Source organism: Pseudomonas sp. TH39(2020) (assembly GCF_016650715.1).
GTDB classification, from domain to species: Bacteria; Pseudomonadota; Gammaproteobacteria; order Pseudomonadales; family Pseudomonadaceae; genus Aquipseudomonas; species Aquipseudomonas mandelii_C.
Genome location: NZ_JAEKFF010000006.1, coordinates 1,547,287 through 1,569,944, shown reverse-complemented (window position 1 = coordinate 1,569,944; position 22,658 = coordinate 1,547,287). Strand labels below are relative to the sequence as shown.

At 59.4% G+C, this 22,658-nt stretch carries 17 protein-coding genes, 1 pseudogene and 1 riboswitch; of the genes and pseudogenes, 12 read left to right on the top strand and 6 right to left on the bottom strand.

The window, feature by feature from the left end:
- The first annotated feature begins 35 nt into the window (after positions 1–35).
- From JFU47_RS15015 to JFU47_RS14990, 6 genes and pseudogenes are all read left to right on the top strand, one after another.
- Positions 36–1,793 carry a carbamoyltransferase family protein gene (locus JFU47_RS15015; protein WP_111449307.1) on the top strand — a complete coding sequence of 586 codons (1,758 nt, stop codon included), beginning with the start codon at positions 36–38 and terminating at the stop codon, positions 1,791–1,793.
- On the top strand, positions 1,777–2,907 hold the full coding sequence (locus JFU47_RS15010; RefSeq protein ID WP_201183872.1) for a glycosyltransferase: 1,131 nt from the start codon (positions 1,777–1,779) through the stop codon (positions 2,905–2,907). The genes JFU47_RS15015 and JFU47_RS15010 overlap by 17 nt, the downstream gene beginning before the upstream one ends.
- A pseudogene (locus JFU47_RS15005) lies at positions 2,907–3,802 on the top strand (antimicrobial resistance protein Mig-14). The gene JFU47_RS15010 and the pseudogene JFU47_RS15005 overlap by 1 nt, the downstream one beginning before the upstream one ends.
- 8 nt (positions 3,803–3,810) lie before the next feature.
- Positions 3,811–5,241, top strand: coding sequence for a PIG-L deacetylase family protein (locus tag JFU47_RS15000; protein ID WP_201183870.1), 1,431 nt, complete (start codon positions 3,811–3,813; stop codon positions 5,239–5,241).
- The gene (locus tag JFU47_RS14995) at positions 5,238–6,194 is read left to right on the top strand and encodes a glycosyltransferase family protein (RefSeq protein WP_201183867.1); all 957 of its coding nucleotides are present in this window, start codon (positions 5,238–5,240) and stop codon (positions 6,192–6,194) included. The genes JFU47_RS15000 and JFU47_RS14995 overlap by 4 nt, the downstream gene beginning before the upstream one ends.
- A gap of 215 nt (positions 6,195–6,409) precedes the next feature.
- Entirely contained in the window at positions 6,410–7,504 is a 1,095-nt protein-coding gene (locus JFU47_RS14990) for a glycosyltransferase (protein ID WP_201183864.1), read from the top strand.
- Here JFU47_RS14990 and JFU47_RS14985 read toward each other — a convergent pair.
- Positions 7,499–8,065, bottom strand: coding sequence for a toluene tolerance protein (locus JFU47_RS14985; RefSeq protein WP_242485123.1), 567 nt, complete (start codon positions 8,063–8,065; stop codon positions 7,499–7,501). The genes JFU47_RS14990 and JFU47_RS14985 overlap by 6 nt on opposite strands.
- A 151-nt stretch (positions 8,066–8,216) precedes the next feature.
- On the opposite strand from JFU47_RS14985, the gene JFU47_RS14980 reads away from it, so the two are divergent.
- The 3 genes from JFU47_RS14980 (at position 8,217) to hldE (ending at position 12,873) form a co-directional block, all read left to right on the top strand.
- Positions 8,217–9,389, top strand: a complete 1,173-nt coding sequence (locus JFU47_RS14980) for an O-antigen ligase family protein (RefSeq protein ID WP_201183861.1) — start codon at positions 8,217–8,219, stop codon at positions 9,387–9,389.
- A 15-nt stretch (positions 9,390–9,404) separates the two neighbouring features.
- Positions 9,405–11,213 (top strand): lipid A export permease/ATP-binding protein MsbA, encoded by a 1,809-nt coding sequence (msbA, locus tag JFU47_RS14975; RefSeq protein ID WP_201183858.1) that lies wholly within the window; start codon positions 9,405–9,407, stop codon positions 11,211–11,213.
- Between the two features lie 235 nt (positions 11,214–11,448).
- Positions 11,449–12,873 (top strand): bifunctional D-glycero-beta-D-manno-heptose-7-phosphate kinase/D-glycero-beta-D-manno-heptose 1-phosphate adenylyltransferase HldE, encoded by a 1,425-nt coding sequence (hldE, locus tag JFU47_RS14970; RefSeq protein ID WP_201183855.1) that lies wholly within the window; start codon positions 11,449–11,451, stop codon positions 12,871–12,873.
- A gap of 108 nt (positions 12,874–12,981) precedes the next feature.
- On the opposite strand, the gene JFU47_RS14965 is transcribed toward hldE, so the two are convergent.
- From JFU47_RS14965 to JFU47_RS14950, 4 genes are all read right to left on the bottom strand, one after another.
- Positions 12,982–13,950, bottom strand: a complete 969-nt coding sequence (locus JFU47_RS14965) for a metal ABC transporter ATPase (RefSeq protein ID WP_201183852.1) — start codon at positions 13,948–13,950, stop codon at positions 12,982–12,984.
- A 32-nt stretch (positions 13,951–13,982) separates the two neighbouring features.
- Positions 13,983–14,795: an aldo/keto reductase gene (locus JFU47_RS14960; RefSeq protein ID WP_201183849.1), complete on the bottom strand. Its 813-nt coding sequence runs from the start codon at positions 14,793–14,795 to the stop codon at positions 13,983–13,985.
- Complete coding sequence (locus tag JFU47_RS14955; RefSeq protein ID WP_201183846.1) at positions 14,792–15,967, bottom strand: NAD(P)/FAD-dependent oxidoreductase; 1,176 nt, start codon at positions 15,965–15,967, stop codon at positions 14,792–14,794. Before JFU47_RS14955 ends, JFU47_RS14960 begins: the two co-directional genes overlap by 4 nt.
- 135 nt (positions 15,968–16,102) lie before the next feature.
- A complete protein-coding gene (locus JFU47_RS14950; protein ID WP_084320936.1) occupies positions 16,103–16,435 on the bottom strand; it encodes a DMT family transporter in 333 nt (110 codons plus the stop codon).
- Positions 16,436–16,538: 103 nt separating this feature from the next.
- On the opposite strand from JFU47_RS14950, the gene JFU47_RS14945 reads away from it, so the two are divergent.
- Positions 16,539–17,441 carry a LysR family transcriptional regulator gene (locus JFU47_RS14945; protein ID WP_201183844.1) on the top strand — a complete coding sequence of 301 codons (903 nt, stop codon included), beginning with the start codon at positions 16,539–16,541 and terminating at the stop codon, positions 17,439–17,441.
- A gap of 11 nt (positions 17,442–17,452) precedes the next feature.
- Positions 17,453–18,730: a lipid IV(A) 3-deoxy-D-manno-octulosonic acid transferase gene (gene waaA, locus JFU47_RS14940; RefSeq protein WP_201183841.1), complete on the top strand. Its 1,278-nt coding sequence runs from the start codon at positions 17,453–17,455 to the stop codon at positions 18,728–18,730.
- On the opposite strand, the gene JFU47_RS14935 is transcribed toward waaA, so the two are convergent.
- Positions 18,663–20,162, bottom strand: a complete 1,500-nt coding sequence (locus tag JFU47_RS14935; protein ID WP_242485122.1) for a TolC family outer membrane protein — start codon at positions 20,160–20,162, stop codon at positions 18,663–18,665. The two genes, waaA and JFU47_RS14935, sit on opposite strands and share 68 nt — an antisense overlap.
- A 192-nt stretch (positions 20,163–20,354) precedes the next feature.
- Positions 20,355–20,460: riboswitch (TPP riboswitch) on the top strand.
- A 165-nt stretch (positions 20,461–20,625) separates the two neighbouring features.
- Between JFU47_RS14935 and thiC the strand changes: the two genes are divergently transcribed.
- Positions 20,626–22,515, top strand: a complete 1,890-nt coding sequence (gene thiC, locus JFU47_RS14930) for a phosphomethylpyrimidine synthase ThiC (protein ID WP_140894924.1) — start codon at positions 20,626–20,628, stop codon at positions 22,513–22,515.
- The last annotated feature ends 143 nt before the right edge of the window (positions 22,516–22,658 follow it).

The following is a 22,658-nucleotide window of genomic DNA, read 5'->3' as shown; positions in this document are numbered from 1 at the left end:
TGCGCCTGCATGCAGACTAAAGAGGCTAGACCCCTGTGGCATTGACGATTCTTGGCCTGTCCGGCGCCCTTAGCCATGATCCTTCCGCAGCTTTGTACATCGACGGCAAGCTGGTCGCGGCGGCTGAGGAAGAGCGCTTTGTGCGCGATAAACATGCAAAGAACCGCATGCCTTACGAGTCGGCGAAGTTTTGCCTCGAACAGGCTGGCATCAAGCCGTCCGACGTTGATGTGGTAGCGATTCCGTTCGCGCCGATCAGCCTGTTCGGCAAGGCTCGCTGGCATTACGCCAAGCGTTACTGGTACGCCCCGGACCGCGCGCTCGACGCGATCCTGATGGGTAACCGTCGGTACAAGCGCTATCGCAACAAGATTGTCTGGTGCCTCGAGCAATTGGGTTTCGATCCGAAGAAAATCAAGATCGAGCCGGTCGAGCATCACCTGGCTCACGCCTCCAGCGCTTACCACTGCTCCGGTTTCAAAGAGAAAACCGCGATCCTGGGGATCGACGGCAAGGGTGAGTACGCCACGACCTTTTTCGGTTACGGCGAAAACGGCAAGATCCACAAGATCAAGGAATTCTTCGATCCGGACTCCCTCGGCGGCCTGTACGGCGCGATCACCGAGTTCCTCGGTTTCGAGATGCTCGACGGTGAGTTCAAGGTCATGGGCATGGCGCCGTATGGCGATGCCAGCAAATACGATTTCTCGCGCCTGGCTTCGTTCGAGAACGGCGAGCTGGTGATCAACACCGACTACGCCAACGTCATCGGCCTGCGTCGTTATAAAGAGAAGGGCAAAGGTTTCTACTTCTCGCCGAAGCTGATCGAGTGGCTGGGTCCCAAGCGCGAAGGCGACATCGCCGACGAGCCGTACATCCATTACGCCGCGAGCATGCAAGCGCTGTTCGAAAAAATCTCGCTGCAGATGATCGACCACTACCTGGGCGACGTGCTCAAGGAAACCGGCAAGCTGGCCTTCGCCGGTGGCTGTGCGTTGAACGTCAAGCTGAACCAGAAAATCATCGCCCGCGATGACGTTAAAGAACTGTTCGTGCAGCCTGCGTCCGGCGATGCCGGCACCGCAGTCGGCGCGGCGGCCTATGTGTCCCACGCCCGTGGTGTGCCGGTCGAGAAGATGGAACACGTCTACCTTGGCCCGTCGTACACCAACGAAGACGTCCTCGCTGCATGCGCCCGTCACCCGAGCAAGCCGGTATGGCGCAAGCTTGAGAACATGCCGGAAAACATCGCCAAGATCATGGTCGATGGCAACCCGGTCGCCTGGTTCCAGGGCCGCATGGAATTCGGTCCGCGCGCCTTGGGCGGTCGTTCGATCATTGGTTGCCCGAGTGCGACTGGCGTGGCTGACCGCATCAACCACCAGATCAAGTTCCGCGAGCGCTGGAGGCCTTTCTGCCCGTCGATGCTCGACACCGTTGCACCGCAGATGATCAAGGTCGATCACCCGGCGCCGTTCATGACCTTCACCTTTGAAGTGGCGGAAGAATGGAAGACCCGCGTGCCGGAAGTCGTCCACGAAGACGGTACGTCCCGGGCCCAGGTGCTCAAGCGCGAATACAACCCGCGCTACTACGACATGATGAAGGCGCTGGAAGTGCTGACCGGTAACGGCGTGTCGCTGAACACCTCGCTCAACCGTCGTGGCGAACCGATGATCTGCTCGCCGACGGATGCCCTGAACATGTTCTTCGGTTCCGATCTACAGTATCTGATCATGGAAGACATCCTGGTGGTCAAAGAGGGCGCGGACGCATATGACACGCTCGGCTGAACGCCATGTGTTGCAGTTCTGTCACGGCTATGACGGGCCGTTTCTGGACTGCGCCCGGCAGTACGCCAGCCTGTTCGCGGGGACCGGTTATCGAGTGACCACGGTGTTTCTGACCGGGGCTGCCGATGCCGAAGTCGCCGCGGGCTGTGCTTCCGATGAAGTGCTGTTCATGGAATACAGCTCCAAGGCCATTCGTGGCCTGAAGCTGGGCGCCATCGGCGATCTGCGCAAGATCGCCGCCTCGCGCAATTTCAGTTTTTGCATCGCTCACCGTTTCAAACCTATTTATATCGCCTTGCTCGGCACGTCGTTGCCGGTGATTGGCGTGCATCACGCGTTTGACGATTACAAACGCGGCACGCGCAAACTCTTCGCGAATATTTTCCGCAAGCGCCTGAGCCTGCTCGGGGTTTCCGATGCCGTGCGCGACGACATGCGTCATTGCCTGCCGAAGTGGCCGGCGGCGCGGATTCAGACGCTCTATAACCGTATCGATGTGCAGACCTTGCAGGACAGTCAGGTATCAGTTCGCGAGGCCAGGGAAACCCTCGGCCTGGCGCCGGACGCCTGGGTTGTCGGCAACGTCGGGCGGCTGCATCCGGACAAGGATCAAACCACGCTGCTGCACGGTTTTGCTGCGGCGTTGTCGGGTTTGCCGGCCAGCAGTCAATTGGTGATTCTCGGTGCCGGTCGACTGGAACAGGACCTCAAGGCCCTGGCCCGTGAGTTGGGTATCGGCGACCGCGTGCTGTTCCTCGGTCAGGTGCCTGAAGCCCGACGTTATTTCCGTGCCTTCGATGTGTTTGCCCTGAGTTCCGACCACGAACCGTTCGGCATGGTGCTGCTGGAGGCCATGGCTGCCGGCGTGCCGTTGCTTGCCACGGCGTGTGGCGGGGCGAAGGAAGTGGTCGAGGGCGTCGGTATTCTGTTCCCGCTGGGCGATGCCGAACACTTGGCTCAAGGGCTGCAACATCTGGCCGCGATGGACGAGCAACAACGTCACCAGTGTGCTGAGTTGATGCTCGATCGTTTGCGTGAGCGCTTCTCCGACCGCGCGGTGCGCGATGCTTTCTGGCGTTTGCCGCACGTTACCGAACTGGCGCCGAGGGGCTGATGCTCAATCGATTTCAAGGCTGGCGCGAACGTGGCTGGGCGGTAGTCGACGCCTCGACATATGCCGAGGCCTGGCAACGTTATGGCGGCAGCGTCGCCACTCATCCCATGGTGGTCGAGCGACTGGCGCAGTTGGCTGACATTCCTGTGCGCTACCTGGCCTGGGAGCAAAACGGTGAAGTCAAAGCCGCGATCCCGACCTGGGGACGCGACCTCGCCTTGTCCAAGGATGTGCTCAAGCGCTGCGGTAAAAAGGTCTGTTCGACCTCGGCAACGCCGAGTTCATCCTGCCGGCCGCTGCCGATGCGCAAGCGCCGCTGCGTCATCGTGGACGCTACCTGTCGGCGCTGAATGAAGGCCGCTTCACCGGCATCAAGTTGCAGGCTGAACAGCTGGCGATGGCCCGCACGCCCGAAGAACTGTCGAAGAAGTTTCGCTACAACCAGCGCCGTGAATTGCGATTGCTGGAGGAAGCGGGCGGAGTGGTCCGGCCGGTCGCGGAGTTTTCCAGCAGTGAACTGGCGGCGATCTATTGCGACCTGTTCCAGCGTCGCTGGGGCTTCCCGGCGACGGGGGCCGAGCGCATGGCTGAGGTCATCGAGTTGCTGCGTGATTTGCTGATCGGCTCGGTGATTTTCCTCAACGATGCGCCAATAGCGATTCAACTGGTCTACCGTGTCGAGACACCGCAGTGGATCAGCGTCGAGTACATCAATGGCGGCGTCGATCCCGAAACCCGCGAATTCAGCCCGGGCAGCGTGCTGAGCTTTCTCAATACGCAAAGCGCGTGGGAGCATGCCCGGGCGTTGGACAAACCCTTGCGCTTTTCTTTCGGCCGCGCCGACCGTGAATACAAGGATCGCTGGTGCAATCCTGTGCCGGTGTTCACCGTATGAGCCAGCCCATGAACCGCAAACAGCAATTGCTCAAGCGCCATCGGCGCAACAAACGCATCGGTCTGCTCATCGCGCTGGTGCTATTGATTGCCATGGGTGTGCTGGTGACCTGGTGGCTGCCGCTGGTGCTCGCGGTTCTGGGCTGGATTGCTCACGAGGCCTGGTTTGCCGACCATTTGTTTTATTCGCCCAAAGACGATTATCAGTACAGCTTTCCACCGTACACCCAGCAGCCCAAGGTTCACCTTGACGGTGAACGTTTGCGCCTGGACGACGGTGTCATGCTGGTCGACGACGCCACTCTGGTCTTGGCGCTGCGGATAAAAAGCACTTGGCTGGGACGCTTTATCGATCCCGTGGTCGAGTTGTCGGGGGGGGATAACCCGGACCGACAAACTTTCGAGCGTGGTGTGAACGGCCTGCGTTACCTCAACCTCAGTGGTCAGGCGCACGTTCTGTCGCAAGGTGAGTTACGACTGCGCGGGCGTTTCTGCCGACTGCTGGGTGAGCCGGTGCTCAGGGTGTTCGAGCATCCGGATTACAGCCGTCAACGGGTGATGGTGATCGCGCCCCACGCCGACGATGCCGAGTTGGCCGCATTCGGTTTGTACAGCGGCGCCAGTCAAAGCTGGATCGTGACCCTGACCGCCGGTGAAATAGAGGCCGGGCACTATCAGCAAATGGGGCTCAATGGCGTCGAAGCGTCTCGGCTGAAAGGCTCACTTCGTGCCTGGGACAGTCTCAGCGTACCGTTGTGGGGCGGCGTACCTCAGGAACGCTGCATTCAGTTGGGCTATTTCTGCCTGCAATTGCCCGCTATGCAAAGCACGCCGACCGAGGCCGTGGTGTCCCATGAGGCACAACTGGGTGATACCCGATATTTTCGACGGTTCAATCCGTTTACCCTGGGAAGTGACGTCGATGGCATACCGTCCTGGAACAATCTGCTGGCCGACCTGAGTGAGTTGATCGAGCGCATCCAGCCTCAGGTCATCGTTTTGCCACATCCGCGTTTCGACCCGCACCCAGACCATCTATGCTCACAGCAGGCGGTGATGCAGGCACTCAACGGTACAGCCTGGCAGCCCGAAACCTTATTGCATTACGCCAATCACCTACACGACAACGATCGCTGGCCAATGGGTGATGCCGGTACCGGTGTAACACTGCCGCCACAGATCAATAATCATGAACCGTTGCGTCCTTGGGCGCTTTGTCTGTCGGCCGAAAAACAGTGGCAAAAGGCTATGTCGTTGGGCATGATGCACGACCTTCAGCCCCGACTTCCCCTCAAGCGTCTACTTCGCCGGGCGATACAACGTTGCCTGGCGGCCCGACACTGGCCGGCTTTCGGCGAAAACGAGTTCTTCCGTAAAGCGGTGCGACGCCACGAATTATTCTGGGTCCAAGAGCTGTCTGGAAAGAGAGAGACCAATTGAAAGTTCTGTTTCTGGTGCAGAAAGAGCAGCGAGCGATCCTCGATCGACTGTATGACGGTATCGCCGAGCACTGCGACTGCGACAAGCGCGAGCTGACCAGCGCGGAGCAGGACGACTTGCGTGGATACTTTCGCAAGCATGTCGATGTGACCCGCTACGACCGGATTGTTTTTTTCCTGCGCTTCAAAAAAGAAATCAGACAGGTGAGGTTCATACAAACCCTGCCCAATCTGGTTATTCTGGAACACGATGCGTATCAGAATTACATCCCGTGCAAGTATACCGGCAAGTTCAGCGCCCATTACCGCAAGCTGCCTTGGGCGCGGGTGATCAGCTCGGGCTTCATGGTCAGCCAGCGCTTGCGTGATGAAGGTTTCGATGCGGTGTTCGTTCCCAAGGGATACGACCAGTCGCTGCTGCAAGACCAAGGTCGTGAGCGAGATATCGAACTGGCATTTGTCGGCAGTACCAACAGCGTCGCCTATAGCGGCCGCAAAGCACTGCTCGATGAGCTGGCTCGCGTCGAACCTCTAGTGGTGACGCGTACCAAGTCGGGTGAGGAATACTGCGATACGCTTAACCGTATTCGCTACTTCGTCAGCGCCGACGTCGGTATGGGCGAATTCATGATCAAGAATTTCGAGGCAATGGCGTGTGGTTGTGTGCTCCTGGCTTATGATCAGGGCGCGGCTGAAAGCAGCGCGCTGGATTTGCACGATATGCACAACGTTGTTTTCTATCAAAGTATCCCGCAGCTTCAGGAAAAACTCGCGAGGCTACGGGCTGACCCGGAGCTGGCGCAGCGTATCGCTCGCAATGGTCGCGAACTGGTGGTCGGCCAGTTCAGCTTCGCGCGTATCGGAAAGCGTATCGTCGAGGAACTCGAACCAGCATTGCGTCCTCACACGCCGTTGAGTCTGCTGGAAAAAGTGCGTCTGAAACTGGGCGTTTGACAAGGGGTTCTGTGACGCTGGATGGATAGGTCGTTCGGCATGCCGGTTTGGGCCTTCACGTACGGCTGTCGATTGAGCATCAGCGCAAGGCGCGCAGTCGACGCGAACACATCAAGTTTGCATTGTCTCTAATGCCGGGAGTCTGCATTGGCTGTTTTATCAATTAAGTGCGCCGCAGCGTACCTGCATAGTTCCATGCATTGGCTTGTTGCCTTATGAATATCCTTAACGTTATGTGGTCCGGCGGTGCGCCGTTCGCATCGATTCACAAGGTTCATCAGCAAATACTGTTGCAGGTCGGCGCCACCGCATCGGTCAAGACGTGGTTGCTTCAGGGCAGCGCGTCAGGGGCTGGAGTGAATGTTGGCGAAACCCGGGAATGGAAACTGTCCTCTGCCCGTTTGAAAGGGCGGCATTTCTGGCGACTGATGAGGCCGTGGATGCAGGCCTCTTTTAAGAGAGCTCTCAAGCAGAGTGGGGCGCACCTGTTGCTGCTCGATGGCTTGGGAGTAGCTCGCACACTTTTACCCCTTCTCAAAACATTGCCAAACATCCGCGCGGTGGTGATTGTTCATGGTTCCACGCGAGTTCGTGCCGGAGATCGAACTCTCTTCCACCAGCTCTCGACGTCCCAGCTGACATTGGTCGCAGTGTCGAACACCTTGGCGGCCTCGCTGGGCCGAGATCTTCAAATGCCGGTCATGACACTGCGTAGTGCTTTCGACCCTGTCGCATTTCGCTCCTCGGTACTCCCTCGCGAGGAGGCCCGCGCCCGGCTGGGGTTGCCCCTGGACGATACGCCTGTGCTCGGTGCTGTGGGGCGATTGGTGGACGATAAGGGGTTTGCCTGTCTGATCGAGGCCTTTGCCTCTGCATTGAAGCAGCGGCCCGATCTGCAATTGGTGATTATCGGTGAAGGGCCTTCCAGAGAAGCGTTGCAAGCACGCATTGATCGCTCGGGGTTGCGCGCGAGTGTCTCCTTGCCCGGCCATCTGAATGATGCTGCGCGGCTTTACAAGGCCTTCGACTGGGTCGCTATCCCTTCACTGGACGAGGGCCTGGGACTGATTATGCAAGAGGCGGTGATGGCGGGTGTCCCGGTCATTTCCAGCGAGTTGCCAGTGTTTCGGGAGCAGTTGGCCGACACAGGTTGGTATGCCCCCGTCGAGGATGTCAGTGCCTGGAGCGATATTATTGTGCGAGCGTCCTGCGTTTCTGCGAAAAAAATCGCGGCAGGCCAATATCAGGAGCTGGCCCCTGACCAGGCTTGGCTGAACTTCAGTCAGACGGCCCGGGTATTGCTTTCATGATCGCAGAACAGCTTGTTCGAGTTCCTGCATCGGAAAGCTGTCGTTCAGGTTCTCGCGCGCAACATAACGGGCGAAATGCTGCAGGTTGCGCTTGATCAGATGCTTGGGCAGCGGCGCCCGCAAGAAACGCATATCCGCCACATCGATCAGGCCCATTTGGTTGTCCGGCGTGACCACGATGTTGCCCAGGTGCAGTGAGCGAAAGTAGATCCCCGACATATGAAGGCTACGTATCAGCCCCGCCAGAGCCGGCAGTGTCTGCTGCCAGTTGAACCCTTCCTTGCTGGCGATCTGGCGCAGGGTTTCTCCCGGCAGGGGCTGATAAAGCACCGCCGTCATGCCAGGGGTTTGCAGTCGATAGAACTGCAGGACCTGAAGGGTGGGTATGCCAAGCTTGTGCAGTTCGGCGGCATTGTCGATGAAGCGTTTCGAGTACGGACGAAACAACGCGGAAGATAAAATACGCTTGCGACGGAACAATTTCAGGATATTCCCATCCTGCAACAGGTAAACTTTCGGGCCGTAACTGTCGGCCTCCAGTACTCTGGCGGCTTCAATCATTTGATTTAAAGCGTCTTGCGGTAGCCGGAAGCATTGCATCATAGAAAGCCTTGTTGGAATAGCGGGGGCACTGTGGCGGGCAATGATGCCGAAAAGTTTCGGTTTTAACCATGCCGGGTTAGGTAGGGTGGGCTGTCTAAGGAGCAATTTGATGCAAGAAACACGTTGGGCGCAAGTGTGGATGACGTCAGGGTTGTTGTGGTTTCTGCTGGCTATCGCTTTTGCGCCTACCAACAAAATTTATCAGCAAGGGTTGGTCGCATTACTCTGGTTGCCAGCTATGGTGTTCACGTGGTCCGCACGGGCGCGGATTAGAGAACTATTGTATGAGCAGCGTTGGGTTTACCTGCCGATGCTCGGTCTGGTGGTGTGGTCGTTGATCAGTCTCTCGTGGACGAACGACGACGACCCGAGCCGCGAAGCGAAACGTTTGTTGTACATCTGCGTGTTCTTGCTGTTTTTCCCGGTACTTGCCAATGCCCGGCCCGAGCGGATCATACGAATCATGCAATGGGGTGGCGTTGGGCTGGCGTTGACTGCGTTGGTTGCCATCGTCAAATTTTATGGGGTCAATGGCAACGTCTGGTACGCGCGCGTTGAAGGTTTGGGCGAGTTGTCTCACCCGATTCTGGGTGGCTACGTTATTGGATTGGCGGCCGTGTGGCTTGTTCATTGGGTACCGCGCACACGCTGGATGCAAGCGGTCTGGATCGTAGCGCTGGGTTTGCTTGGCATGTTTGTCGTGCTTAGCCAGAGTCGTGGTGCTGCCTTGGCGTTGTTCCTGACGTTACTTGTCATGCCGATCTGGTGCCGCGATCGACGCAGTCGTGTCGTTGCGGTATCAGCGTTGACAGTGGCGATGCTGGGTTTCTGGTTCTTCGAACCTTTGGTTATGGCGCGCGGCGTTTCGTATCGTCCGCAAATCCTTATGGCAAGCTTGCAAATGATTGCTGAGCACCCATGGCGCGGTCTGGGCCTTGGCGGCAACTATAAGGTGCTTGCCGAAGGCCTGTCCTTTGACCACGCCCATAACCTCTTCACTCATGTTGCCATCGAGCTGGGTTTGCCGGGGCTGTTGTTGTGGTGCGCGGTATGGCTTGCAGTTTTACGTGAAGCCTGGAAAGCCCGGGAAACGCTATATGGTCAAGGCATCATCGGCATATGTGTATTTTCATCCTTGGCCATGCAATTCGATGCGGCCAGCCTATCTGGAACGCCAAGGGCCGAGTGGTTCATCAGTTGGTTACCCGTTGGCCTGGCCAGTGTTTTGGTATGGGCGCGGGGCAATTCCGACGATTGTGATAAAATTTCGCGTTCTTCCTAACGAGTGAGCTCTACGATGAGTGACGCACCGCCCAAAGCGGGCCAGGATTCCAGCCTGAAAATCTATTTTCGGCTGTTGGGTTATGTAAAACCCTATATCGGCCTATTCCTGGTGAGTATCGTCGGCTTTGTGATTTTTGCCTCGACGCAGCCCATGCTCGCAGGGATTCTCAAATATTTCGTCGATGGCCTGAGCAACCCTGAAGCGGTGCTCTTCCCGACTGTTCCCTACCTGAAAGACTTGCAGTTGCTGATGGCCGTGCCGCTGCTGATTATCCTGATCGCCGCCTGGCAAGGCCTGGGGTCTTTCCTGGGCAACTACTACCTGGCCAAAGTATCGTTGGGGCTGGTCCACGACTTGCGTGTTGAGCTGTTCAACAAGTTGCTAGTATTGCCCAACCGTTATTTCGACACCCATAACTCCGGACACCTGATTTCGCGTATCACCTTCAACGTGACCATGGTCACCGGTGCGGCCACGGACGCCATCAAAGTGGTCATTCGTGAAGGCCTGACCGTGGTGTTCCTGTTTGCTTACCTGTTGTGGATGAACTGGCAACTGACCCTGGTGATGCTGGCGATCCTGCCAATCATCGCGATCATGGTGAGCAGCACCAGCAAAAAATTCCGCAAGCAGAGCAAGAAAATCCAGGTGGCGATGGGCGACGTGACTCACGTGGCCTCCGAAACCATCCAGGGTTATCGCGTGGTGCGCAGCTTCGGCGGCGAAAGCTATGAAGAGCGTCGTTTCGCCGAAGCCAGCCAGGGCAACACCGACAAGCAACTGCGCATGACCAAGACCGGTGCGGTTTACACGCCCATGCTGCAATTGGTGATCTACACCGCCATGGCAGTGCTGATGTTCCTGGTGCTGTTCCTGCGCGGCGACGCCACCGCCGGTGACCTGGTGGCCTACATCACTGCGGCGGGTCTGTTGCCCAAGCCGATTCGGCAGCTGTCGGAAGTCAGCTCGACAATCCAGAAAGGCGTTGCCGGTGCCGAGAGCATTTTCGAGCAGCTGGACGTCGAGCCAGAGATTGACCAGGGTACCGTCGAGCGCGATCGCGTCAGCGGCCACCTGGAAGTGCGCAACCTGAGCTTCACCTATCCAGGGACCGAGCGAGAAGTGCTGAAGAACATCAGCTTCACTGCGGCACCGGGGCAAATGATCGCCCTGGTCGGACGCTCCGGTAGCGGCAAGTCGACCCTGGCCAGCCTGATTCCGCGTTTCTATCACCACGAAACCGGCGAAATCATGCTCGATGACGTGGAAATCGAAGACTATCGTCTGCGCAATCTGCGTCGCCATGTGGCGCAGGTGACGCAGCATGTGACCCTGTTCAACGACACCATTGCCAATAACATCGCTTACGGTGACCTGGCCGGCGCACCACGTGCCGACATTGAAAAGGCCGCGACGGATGCTTACGCGATGGACTTCATCTCGGAGATGCCGCAGGGCCTGGACACCCAGGTCGGGGAAAACGGCGTGTTGCTGTCCGGTGGCCAGCGTCAGCGCCTGGCGATTGCCCGGGCCTTGTTGAAGAACGCACCGTTGCTGATTCTCGACGAGGCAACGTCGGCGCTCGATACCGAGTCCGAACGGCACATTCAGGCGGCACTGGATCAGGTCATGAAAGGTCGCACCACACTGGTGATTGCTCACCGGTTGTCGACCATCGAGAAAGCCGACCTGATCCTGGTCATGGATCATGGTGAAATCGTCGAGCGTGGTACCCACGCACAACTGCTGGCGCAAAACGGCTACTACTCGCGCCTGCATGCGATGGGCCTGGACGAGCCGGTCACTGCCGGAATCGCTTGATCCGGTGAAAGGGGTGAGCTGGCGCTCACCCCTTTTGCACACCCGGCGTGCAACGCGTCCGGTGATTGGTATCCAGACCTTTACCCTTTTTGACCAAACCTGTCGATTGTCGGTTTTTCTGATCAATAAATGAGCAGAAAACTCCTCTGAATCATCCCATTGCAGCCGTCACACAAGCCCACGCCAACCCTGTGTTAATATCGCGCCCCTGTTCATTTTGTATGTGGGTTGCTCCATGAAGTTGTCCATGCCGCGATTCGATCAAGCCCCTGTCTTGGTGGTCGGCGATGTCATGCTCGACCGTTACTGGCATGGTGGTACCTCACGGATTTCCCCTGAGGCGCCGGTACCGGTAGTCAAGGTCGAGCAAATCGAGGACCGCCCGGGCGGTGCCGCCAACGTTGCGTTGAACATTGCCGCCCTCGGCGCACCGGCCTCGCTGGTCGGCGTGACCGGCGACGATGAAGCTGCCGACAGCCTGGCCAATAGCCTCAAAGGCGCTGGCGTACGGGCGTTGTTCCAGCGCATCGCGCACCAGCCGACCATCGTCAAGCTGCGGGTCATGAGCCGTCACCAGCAACTGCTGCGTATCGACTTCGAAGAACCGTTCGCCACCGACGCATTGGCGTTGGGCGAACAGGTCGACGAATTGCTCGAAGGCATCAAGGTGCTGGTGCTGTCCGACTACGGCAAAGGCGCGCTGAAAAACCATCAGGTGCTGATCCAGGCGGCACGTGCCCGTGGCATTCCGGTGCTGGCCGATCCCAAGGGCAAGGATTTCTCGATCTACCGTGGTGCGAGCCTGATCACCCCGAACCTCAGCGAATTCGAAACCATTGTCGGCGGTTGCGCCGATGAGCACGAGCTGGCGAGCAGGGGCGCGCAGTTGATGCACGACCTCGACCTCGGCGCATTGCTGGTGACCCGCGGCGAACACGGCATGACCCTGTTGCGTCCGGATCATCCGGCGCTGCACCTGCCGGCCCGTGCCCGTGAAGTGTTCGATGTGACGGGTGCCGGCGACACGGTGATTTCTACCCTGGCGGCCGCCATTGCCGCTGGCGAAGAACTGCCTCACGCGGTGGCCCTGGCCAACCTGGCGGCGGGCATCGTGGTCGGCAAACTCGGTACGGCAGCCATCAGCGCGCCGGAACTGCGTCGCGCCATCCAGCGTGAAGAAGGTTCGGAGCGCGGTGTACTCGGCCTTGAGCAGCTGTTGCTGGCGGTCGATGATGCGCGTGCGCATAAAGAGACGATCGTCTTCACCAACGGCTGCTTCGACATTTTGCACGCCGGCCACGTGACCTACCTCGAGCAGGCGCGAGCTCAGGGCGATCGCTTGATCGTGGCGGTCAACGACGATGCGTCGGTCAGCCGTCTGAAAGGGCCGGGTCGTCCGATCAACAGCGTCGACCGTCGCATGGCCGTACTGGCAGGTCTGGGCGCCGTGGATTGGGTGATCAGCTTCGCTGAAGGCACTCCGGAAAACCTGCTGCGCGAGGTCAAGCCGGATGTGCTGGTCAAGGGCGGGGACTACGGGATCGAGCAAGTTGTCGGCGCGGACATCGTGACCGCTTACGGCGGGACGGTGAAAGTGCTGGGGCTGGTGGAAAACAGCTCCACTACCGCGATTGTCGAGAAGATCCGCAAGTCCGAGTGAAGCCTAAAAGATCGCAGCCTCGTTTCACTCGACAGCTCCTACAGGGAATCTCATTTCAATGTAGGAGCTGTCGAGTGAAACGAGGCTGCGATCTTTTGATCTTTTGCTTTAAGAGCTGACTTTTTTGCGCGGTACGATTCTCTTCAGCAATTGCTTCGCCTTCCCACGCAACCGCGCCAAACCGGAATCTTTCCCCGGCGGGCTCAAACCCTGTTGCCGCACCCAATCCTTCCAGCGAATTCGCTCATCTCTCACCAGCCAGCCTTCCTGCTGGGCAAAACTCTCTGCCAGGTACAACCCGCGAGTGCTCGCCGGGTACAGCTGATCCTTTTTCAAGGTATAGAGCTCGGCCATCGGTTGGCCATCCTGCAGCGGCATCAGATACAAATCGGGACGTTTTCGATCGAGCCGGGCCACCAGTTGATCGCCTTCCAGTCGTTCGTCGACATGGAACAGGCTCAGGGATTTGGCTTCCTTGGGTACCTCCAGGCGCAAGTCATAGATCAATTGCAGCGAGGCCGTCGGCAAATGCACGTAAGCCCGCGGGCGTTCGATCAACTGCATCTTGGCGCAACGCACCGGCCGTGCCGAACCGGACAACGGCGTCAGGCGAAACGGCAGGGCTTCGCGATAATGCAGCGCGGACGAGTAGGGCGCCGGCAGCCACGTGTCGTTGAAACGCCCGCCGAGCCAGCCCTCCGGGGTTTCCAGCAGGCACTCTTCGGCAATTTCCTGAATCGCGGTGTGCAGTGGCAGGTTCAGCTCATGGGCGGGCACGTAGCCGGAGATCAGTTTGAGCACCACGTCGCCGCGGTCTTGCCGACGCTGACGCACCAACACCCAGTAATCGCGGTTCTGCCAATGCAGGGTCAGGCGCACCGAGACCCCGAGGTTGGCCAGCTCAAGCGAAAACCGCTGAGCGTCGGCGACCGTCACCGGGCGGCGACGTTGCAGCGTCTGGGAGAAATTGAGCGGCATCCCGACGCTTTGATAACTCAGGCCTTCGGGAGTCGCTTCGACAATTAACGGCAGGGTCTTGAAGTTGCTCGGGTTCTTTCTTATGAGCGTACGCGGCATGTCGGCTCCTGCTTAAGGCCGCGTGGGCGGCATCAGTTTCTACGTAGGACCTGGGCAACGGTCGCGACGTTATGGGCGAGGTGCAGCGGATTAATGGTCCCGACAATAGCACTGGCAACGCCCGGATGTTCAAACAACAACTCGAAGCTGGCGCGAACGGGGTCCACGCCCGGGCTCAGGCAAACATGACCGCTGGCGAGGGCTTTTTTGACCAGAATGGCTTTGCCGTGAGCAGCAGCATAGTCAATGACCGGCTTCTCGTTCTGCTCGTTCAGATTGTAGGTGACCATCGCGCAATCACCTTGTTCCAGAGCCTTCAAACCGCCTTCGACGGTTTTGCCGGAAAAACCGAAGCCGCGAATCTTGCCTTCGCTCTTCAGCTCGGCGAGGGTCGCATAGACTTCACTGTCGTTGAGGATGGCCAGGTCGTTGCCGTCGGAGTGCACCAGCACCAGATCGATGAAGTCCGTTTCCAGCCGTTGCAGACTACGTTCCACCGACAGCTGGGTGTGGGCGGCGCTGAAATCGTGGCTCGACTGGCCGTCGGCAAACTCTTCGCCGACCTTGCTGACGATTACCCAATCCTGGCGCTGCCCACGCAGCAATGGACCGAGGCGTTCTTCGCTGCGGCCATAGGCCGGGGCGGTGTCGATCAGGTTGATGCCCAGATCGCGCGCGAGTTTGAGCAGCATGCGCGCTTCGTCATCATCGGGAATCTGAAAACCGTTGGGATATTTCACGCCTTGGTCACGGCCGAGTTTTACCGTGCCCAAGCCCAGTGGCGAAACCAGCAGGCCGGTGCTACCCAACGGGCGATGCAGATCGTGCAATGTCGGTTGGCTCATGGCAGCAGTTGCTCCCAGGCAGGGACGCCCATCGGCGGTTTTGGCAGGTCGGGCAGCGGCGTCGGATGGCTTGGCTGGATGCCGTCGCGCTGCAAGGACGCGATGACGCGATCAGCAAAGTCCGGAGCCAGCGCCAGTTTGGTTGGCCAGCCGACCAGCAACCGGCCTTCTTCGGCAAGGAATGCATTGTCAGGACGGGTCAGTCCCGATTGCAGTGGCTCGGCGCGATCCACTCGAAGGGTGGCCCATTGAGCTGTGCTCAGGTCGATCCATGGCAGCAACTGGCCGAGTTCTTTCTGCGCGGTGGCGATTTGCTCAGCGGGAGTACGGGCAACACCTTCGGCTTCAGCGATATCGCCGCCCAGGTACCAGACCCATTGACCATCGGCGGCCGGATGGGTGGTCACGGTAATGCGCGGCTTGGTGCCGCCGCCCAGGCAGTGGGCATACAGCGGTTTGAGCCCCGGACCTTTGGCGATGATCATATGCAGCGGCCGGCGTTGCATGGCGGGCTGACTCAATCCCAGGGCTTCGAGCAGCGCTGCCGTACCGGCACCGGCGCTCAAGACGATGCGCTGGGCGCGAATCTCGCGCTCGTCGACCTTCAGGCCGACAAGCTTTCCACCCTCCAGCAACGGTTCGATGTTCTGACCGGCGAGCAGGCCATCACCCGCCAGGTCGGCCAGGCGCTGGATCAGGCTTGGCACGTCGATCACCAGTTCCGCCAGGCGATAGACCTTGCCCTTGAAGCGCTTGTCTTGCAGGGCGGGCGGCAGTTGCTCACCCTTGACCTGATCGACACGACCGCGCACCGCTTTGCTGGCGAAGAAACTGGTGAGATTGCCGGCGATGGTGCCGGGGGACCAGAGGTAATGGGCTTCGGACAGCAGGCGCACGCCGGTCAGATCCAGCTCGCCGTCACCGGCCAGGGCTTCGCGCCAGCGCCGAGGCATGTCCGAGATGGCTTCCGAGGCGCCGGTCAAGGCGCCATGCAATGCGTACTTGGCGCCGCCATGGATGATGCCTTGGGACTTCACGCTTTGCCCGCCACCGAGGCTGGCGCTTTCCACCAGCACGGTCGAAAAACCCTGGCGGCGCAGGCGCGCATTCAGCCAGAGGCCGGCGACACCAGCGCCGACAATCAGAACGTCGGTGGAAATAACGGATGGCATGCAGCGACCTCAGTGTTCAAGACGAGGGCGCAGTATACAGACTCGACGAAGAGGGGATTTGTTGGTGATCTTTGGGAGGACGCAAAACCTGTGGGAGTGAGCCTGCTCGCTCCCACAGTGGATTGATGGTGTCAGTTAGTGCCCGGCGGTCTTGGAGAAGAGCTGGATGACTACGACACCCAACACAATCAACGCCATCCCCAGCATCGCCGGCACATCCAGCTTCTGCCCGTAGATAAACAGCGCCGCAACGCTGACCATCACGATCCCCATGCCTGCCCACACCGCGTAAGCCACGCCCACCGGAACGCTACGCACCACCAGCGTGAGCATCCAGAAAGCGATGCCGTAGCCGACAATCACCAGAATCAGAGGCAGTGGCGTGCTAATGCCTTTGACCGCTTTCATCGAGACGGTGGCGATCACTTCGGCGCAGATGGCAATGGCCAGGTAGTAGTAAGCGGTCATAGGTGCATCCTCGTGTGAAGTGTTGCTTTCTGAGGTCGGCATTTTAGAGACTCTCCAGATGCGGTAAAGTCATTACCTATCTGTTATGAAGATGGGTTGAGCCATGAACACGCAATGGAATCTGGAGCAGCTGCGGCTGTTTGTCAGCGTAGCGGAGCAGCGTTCGTTTTCTGCGGTAGCGCGGGATCAGCGCAAGGCGCAGTCGGCGGTCAGCAGTTCGATTGCGTTGCTGGAAGAGGACCTGGGCGTCAGCCTGTTCGACCGCAGCAGCGGCCGCCAGCCGAAACTCACCGAGGCCGGTAACGCATTGCTGGACGAGGCGCGGGAAGTGCTGCGCCAATGCGAACGCCTTAATGGACGGGCGCTAGCAATGATGCGCGGCCAGGAGGCGCGTTTGCGTGTGGCCCAGGATGAGGCGATGCCCTATCAGCCGATCATCGAAAGCTTCGAAGCCCTGGCTCAGCAATTTCCCAGCCTTGAAGTGCAGTTGACCAGCGCCGCCCAGGGCGATGTTGCGCGCAAACTGGTGGAGCGTCGGGCCGATCTGGGCTTGCTGTTTTATCACGACCAGATTCCCGAAGCGCTAGAGCGACGGGTGTTGGGTAGCGTTGAAATGCTCACGGTGTGCGGCGTCGGGCATCCATTGGCGAAGCAGGCTCAGGTCGATTGTCAGCAACTGGCGCAGCATCGTCAGTTGCTGATGTCCACACAGTCGAGCGTCTATCCCGGCAGCGAACCCGCCAGTCCGCAAGTCTGGCGGGCCGACAGTTTTTACGTGATGGCTGAATGGCTGGTGCGCGGCCTCGGTTGGGCCTGGCTGCCGCGCCACGTGGTGCAGTACCCGGCGTATCAGGATCTGATGGTCGAACTGGTCAGCGAATGGACTCCGCCAGCGCTGGTGGTGGAGTTGGTCTGGCGCCGCGATGAACCTCTGGGGCCGGCGGCTCGTTGGCTGGCGGAACGTTTTGCCGTGCACTTGCAGGCGATCGGCGACAAAAGCCGATAAACTCCGCCGCCATGAATAGAACTCTCTACACCGCGCTGTTTTACCTGGGGCTGCCACTGGTAGCGATTCGGCTTTGGCTGCGCGCGCGCAAGGCGCCGGCGTACGCCAAGCGCATTGGCGAACGTTTCTCCCTCGGGCTGCCGGTGATGAAAACGGGCGGCATCTGGGTGCATGCGGTGTCGGTGGGCGAAAGCATTGCCGCGGCGCCGATGATTCGCGCCTTGCTGCAACGTTATCCACAGCTGCCCATTACCGTGACCTGCATGACCCCGACCGGTTCGGAGCGCATCCAGGCGCTGTTCGCCAATGAACCGCGCATCCAGCACTGTTATTTGCCTTACGACTTGCCTTGCGCAGCGAAGCGATTCCTTGATCGGGTCCAGCCGAAACTGGCGGTAATCATGGAAACCGAGCTCTGGCCGAACCACATTCACCAATGCGCCAAACGTGGGATTCCAGTGGCGCTCGCCAACGCGCGACTCTCCGAGCGTTCGGCCAAGGGTTATGGTCGTTTCAATAAACTGACCCAGCCGATGCTCGCCGAGATGAGCCTGTTCGCGGTGCAAACCGAGGCCGAGGCCCAGCGCTTCCGTGAACTGGGCGCGCGTGCGCAAACCGTCGAAGTGACCGGCTCGATCAAGTTTGATCTGACCATCGATCCACAATTGCTCCAGCGTGCCGCCGAGTTGCGTGCGCAATGGCAGGCGCAGGAGCGTCCGGTGTGGATCGCCGCGAGTACTCACGAAGGTGAAGACGAAGTGGTGCTGGCGGCTCATCGTCAGTTGCTCGCCAATCATCCCGATGCCTTGCTGATTCTGGTGCCGCGTCATCCGGAGCGTTTTAATTCGGTGTTCGAGTTGTGTCGGCAGCAGGGTTTCGCCACCGTGCGTCGGTCCACTGACGACCCGGTCACCGCGCAAACTTCGGTGCTGCTGGGCGATACCATGGGCGAGTTGCTGTTTCTGTATGCCTTGGCTGACAGCGCTTTTGTTGGCGGCAGTCTGGTGCCGAACGGCGGGCACAACCTGCTGGAGCCGGCGGCTCTGGCCAAACCGGTGTTGAGCGGGCCGCACCTGTTCAACTTCCTCGAAATTGCCGCACAGTTGCGCAGTGCCGGGGCGTTGCAGGAAGTGGAGGATGCCGAAGGTCTGGCGCTGGCGGTGCAGCGGCTGTTCGAATTGCCGAGCGATGCGCAGCGGATGGCGGAGGCGGGGTTGAAAGTCATGCGCACCAATCAGGGCGCGTTGCAGCGGTTGCTGGATGGGTTGGGGCGGTTGATCGAGCGTTAGACCGAGTCGCTTGACATAAAAAGATCGCAGCCTTCGCCAGATCCGGCGGCAGGAAGTCCTTGTCCGGGTTGTAATCGGCCTTCAGATAACGCGCCAGATCCTGCAAGTCCCCCGGGTTCAACGTGCCCGCGGCCTGTTTCAAACGCAGGTTGTCGAGGATGTAGTCGTAGCGAGTGTTGTTGTAGTCGCGCACCGAGGTGTACAGCTGACGCTGGGCATCCAGTACGTCGACGATGTTTCGTGTGCCCACCTGATAACCGATTTCGGTCGCTTCCACGGCGCTTTGGTTGGAGATGATCGACTGCTTGCGCGCCTGCACCTGCTCGACGTCGGTGTTCACCGCGCGGTGCAGATTGCGGGTGCTTTCCACCACTTGCCGGCGCAGGGATTCACGTTGCTGCTCGGACTGGTCCAGTTGTGCATACGATTGGCGCACCTGAGAGGTGATCAGGCCGCCGCTGTAGATCGGGATATTCAGTTGCAGGCCAACCGTCGTCTGCTCGACGTTGCCACCGTACGGTTGGGGGAAGCCATTCGGGTTGCTGAAGCCCAGCGCATCGTTGTCGCCTTTCTCGTATTTCGCCACGGCGTCGAGGGTCGGTGCATGACCGGCCTTGCGCTGCTTGAGGGTTTCTTCGGCGGCGCTGACGGCGTAGTTGCTCGCGAGCAGATTGAGGTTCTGTTTGGCTGCCGTATCGACCCAGGCCCTGGCGTCGTTCGGTGATGGGGGCAGGATCGGCAAGGTATGGGAAATGCCCCAGATCGAGTTGTACTGACGGTTGGTCAGGGTGATCAGGGCTTCGAACGCATCATCTACCTGGCGCTGCGCGACGATCCGGTTGGCCCGCGCGGTGTCGTAGCTGGCCTGGGATTGCAGCACGTCGGTCTTGTCCGACAGGCCGACATCAAAGCGCTCGTTGGACTGATCGAGCTGGCGTTTGAACGCGGCTTCTTCGGCCTTGGTTGACGCCAGGTTGTCCTGGGTTCGCAAGACATTGAAGTAGCTGACGGCTGTTTGCAGAATCAGGTTTTGCTCGGTCGCCGAGAGCTGCAGCGCGGCTTGTTCGTTGACGTCCTTGGCGGCCTGGAACTGAAACCAGCGATCGGCACGGAACAGTGGCTGAGCCAGGGTCGCCTGATAGGAATGCGCGTTACGGTTAGCGGTGGCCGAAGGCTGATCGAGCGCAGTGCGCACGCTGGCCATTTCGGCGCCGCCCGAGAGATTGGGTAGCAGCCCAGCGCGGGCCTGAGGCACGACTTCTTTCTGCGCACCATATTGGGCAACGGCGGCGGCGAGGTCGGCGTTGTTGTCCTTCGCTTCCTGGTACACGCTGACCAGATCGTTTTTGGTCGATAAGGGCGCTTCTGCTGCCCAGGCCATTCCATTGGACGCACAAGACACGGCAAGGGCCAGTGAGAGTTTGCGCAGCATGAGGCCATCCCTAAAAAATTACGCTGATAATTTGAGCGCCAAGGCTACGGCGCGGCTCATACAGCGTCAAGGCGCGGTATGGCGTAGCGAGTGTAGTTGTGCGCAACGACCGCAACAATCCTGCAATTGCGCCATTCATCATGGTGTTTACCGCGGTGTTGGCGTTCTTTGGCAGTTGTGTCTAGACTGGCCGGGTTCTTGTCGGGGTGCCTTGCTATGAGGCTGAGATCGAATAATTTCGGATCCCGTTGAACCTGATCAGGTTAGCGCCTGCGTAGGGAACAAGATTTCTCGTCACCCGGCGAGTCCTCTTGTGCTTCGTCCGGGATGTTGTTCGACAATCGAACACCCCTCGAGCACTGAGCACAGCACAGCTGGTTTTCCCAGCGCATGTGCGTCCATTCGTTTACAGGTTCGCTCCGACAAAAATCCACTGCCTGGATGTGTGTCTGGAGAGCCCGTGATGACTACAAAATCAAAAATCGCAACCAACCTGAGTGACTCGGCCAAGGTCGATCAACAATCGGTTCAGCCGTTTACCCGCTCGCAAAAAATCTATGTTCAGGGCTCTCGCCCGGACATCCTCGTGCCGATGCGCGAAATCAGCCTTGATGTGACCCCGACCGACTTTGGCGGTGAGATCAACGCGCCTGTCGTTGTGTACGACACCTCGGGCCCTTACACCGACCCCAACGTCATCATCGACGTGCGCAAAGGCCTGGCCGATGTGCGTTCGCCGTGGATCGAGTCCCGTGGCGACACTGAGCGTCTGCCGGGTCTGAGTTCCAACTTCGGCCAGGAACGCCTCGCCGATGCCGAGCTGACCAAGCTGCGTTTCGCTCACGTGAACAACCCGCGCCGGGCCAAGGCCGGTGCCAACGTCAGCCAGATGCACTACGCCCGCCAAGGCATCATTACCGCGGAGATGGAATACGTCGCCATTCGCGAAAACATGAAGCTTGAAGTGGCTCGCGCCGCTGGCCTGCTGGACCAGCAACACGCCGGTCACAGCTTCGGTGCCAGCGTGCCGAAAATCATCACCCCCGAATTCGTCCGTGAAGAAATCGCCCGCGGTCGTGCGATCATTCCGGCCAACATCAACCACACCGAACTGGAACCGATGATCATCGGCCGTAACTTCCTGGTGAAGATCAACGGCAACATCGGCAACAGCGCCTTGGGTTCGTCCATCGAAGAAGAAGTGGCGAAACTGACCTGGGGCATTCGCTGGGGTTCGGACACGGTCATGGACTTGTCCACCGGCAAACACATTCACGAAACCCGCGAGTGGATCATCCGCAACTCGCCGGTGCCGATCGGTACGGTGCCGATTTATCAGGCCCTGGAAAAAGTCGGCGGCGCCGCCGAAGACCTGACCTGGGAGCTGTTCCGCGACACGCTGATCGAACAGGCCGAGCAGGGCGTCGACTACTTCACCATCCACGCCGGCGTATTGTTGCGCTACGTGCCGCTGACCGCCAAGCGCGTCACCGGTATCGTCTCCCGTGGCGGTTCGATCATGGCCAAGTGGTGCCTGGCGCACCACAAAGAGAACTTCCTCTACACCCATTTCGAAGACATCTGCGAAATCATGAAGGCCTACGACGTCAGCTTCTCGCTGGGCGATGGCCTGCGTCCGGGCTCGATTGCCGACGCCAACGACGCCGCACAATTCGGTGAGCTGGAAACGCTGGGCGAGCTGACCAAAATCGCCTGGAAACACGACGTGCAATGCATGATCGAAGGCCCGGGCCACGTGCCGATGCAGTTGATCAAAGAGAACATGGACAAGCAGCTTGAGTGCTGCGACGAGGCGCCGTTCTACACCCTTGGCCCGCTGACCACTGACATCGCGCCAGGCTACGACCACATCACCTCGGGTATTGGTGCGGCGATGATCGGCTGGTTCGGTTGCGCCATGCTCTGCTACGTGACGCCGAAGGAACACTTGGGTCTGCCGAACAAGGATGACGTGAAGACCGGGATCATCACCTACAAGATCGCCGCGCATGCCGCTGATCTGGCAAAAGGGCATCCGGGGGCGCAGATCCGCGACAATGCGTTGAGCAAGGCGCGTTTCGAATTCCGTTGGGAAGACCAGTTCAACCTGGGCCTCGATCCGGACACTGCTCGTTCGTATCACGATGAGACCCTGCCGAAGGATTCGGCAAAGGTGGCGCACTTCTGCTCCATGTGCGGGCCGAAATTCTGTTCGATGAAGATCACCCAGGAAGTCCGTGAATACGCGGCCAACCAGCGCATCGAAACCGTCGACGCCGAAGTCGCCCAGGGATTGGCGGACCAGGCCGAGCGGTTCAAACAGGAAGGCAGTCAGCTGTACAAGAAGGTTTGATCTGACCTGAGGTCGGCGGTGCCCGCACCGCCACCTTCGCGAGCAGGCTCGCTCCCACAGGGGATTTGTGAACGGCACAGATCCAATGTGGGAGCGAGCCTGCTCGCGAAGGCGATCAACACAACAACAAATGTCCCTCTGAG

Bases quoted from the DNA above. Each gene is read 5' to 3' on its own strand.
- JFU47_RS15010 (WP_201183872.1), top strand. From the start codon at position 1,777: ATGACACGCTCGGCTGAACGCCATGTGTTGCAGTTCTGTCACGGCTAT.
- JFU47_RS15000 (WP_201183870.1), top strand. From the start codon at position 3,811: ATGAACCGCAAACAGCAATTGCTCAAGCGCCATCGGCGCAACAAACGC.
- JFU47_RS14990 (WP_201183864.1), top strand. From the start codon at position 6,410: ATGAATATCCTTAACGTTATGTGGTCCGGCGGTGCGCCGTTCGCATCG.
- JFU47_RS14985 (WP_242485123.1), bottom strand. From the start codon at position 8,065: ATGATTGAAGCCGCCAGAGTACTGGAGGCCGACAGTTACGGCCCGAAA.
- JFU47_RS14980 (WP_201183861.1), top strand. From the start codon at position 8,217: ATGCAAGAAACACGTTGGGCGCAAGTGTGGATGACGTCAGGGTTGTTG.
- msbA (WP_201183858.1), top strand. From the start codon at position 9,405: ATGAGTGACGCACCGCCCAAAGCGGGCCAGGATTCCAGCCTGAAAATC.
- hldE (WP_201183855.1), top strand. From the start codon at position 11,449: ATGAAGTTGTCCATGCCGCGATTCGATCAAGCCCCTGTCTTGGTGGTC.
- JFU47_RS14965 (WP_201183852.1), bottom strand. From the start codon at position 13,950: ATGCCGCGTACGCTCATAAGAAAGAACCCGAGCAACTTCAAGACCCTG.
- JFU47_RS14960 (WP_201183849.1), bottom strand. From the start codon at position 14,795: ATGAGCCAACCGACATTGCACGATCTGCATCGCCCGTTGGGTAGCACC.
- JFU47_RS14955 (WP_201183846.1), bottom strand. From the start codon at position 15,967: ATGCCATCCGTTATTTCCACCGACGTTCTGATTGTCGGCGCTGGTGTC.
- JFU47_RS14950 (WP_084320936.1), bottom strand. From the start codon at position 16,435: ATGACCGCTTACTACTACCTGGCCATTGCCATCTGCGCCGAAGTGATC.
- JFU47_RS14945 (WP_201183844.1), top strand. From the start codon at position 16,539: ATGAACACGCAATGGAATCTGGAGCAGCTGCGGCTGTTTGTCAGCGTA.
- waaA (WP_201183841.1), top strand. From the start codon at position 17,453: ATGAATAGAACTCTCTACACCGCGCTGTTTTACCTGGGGCTGCCACTG.
- JFU47_RS14935 (WP_242485122.1), bottom strand. From the start codon at position 20,162: ATGCTGCGCAAACTCTCACTGGCCCTTGCCGTGTCTTGTGCGTCCAAT.
- thiC (WP_140894924.1), top strand. From the start codon at position 20,626: ATGACTACAAAATCAAAAATCGCAACCAACCTGAGTGACTCGGCCAAG.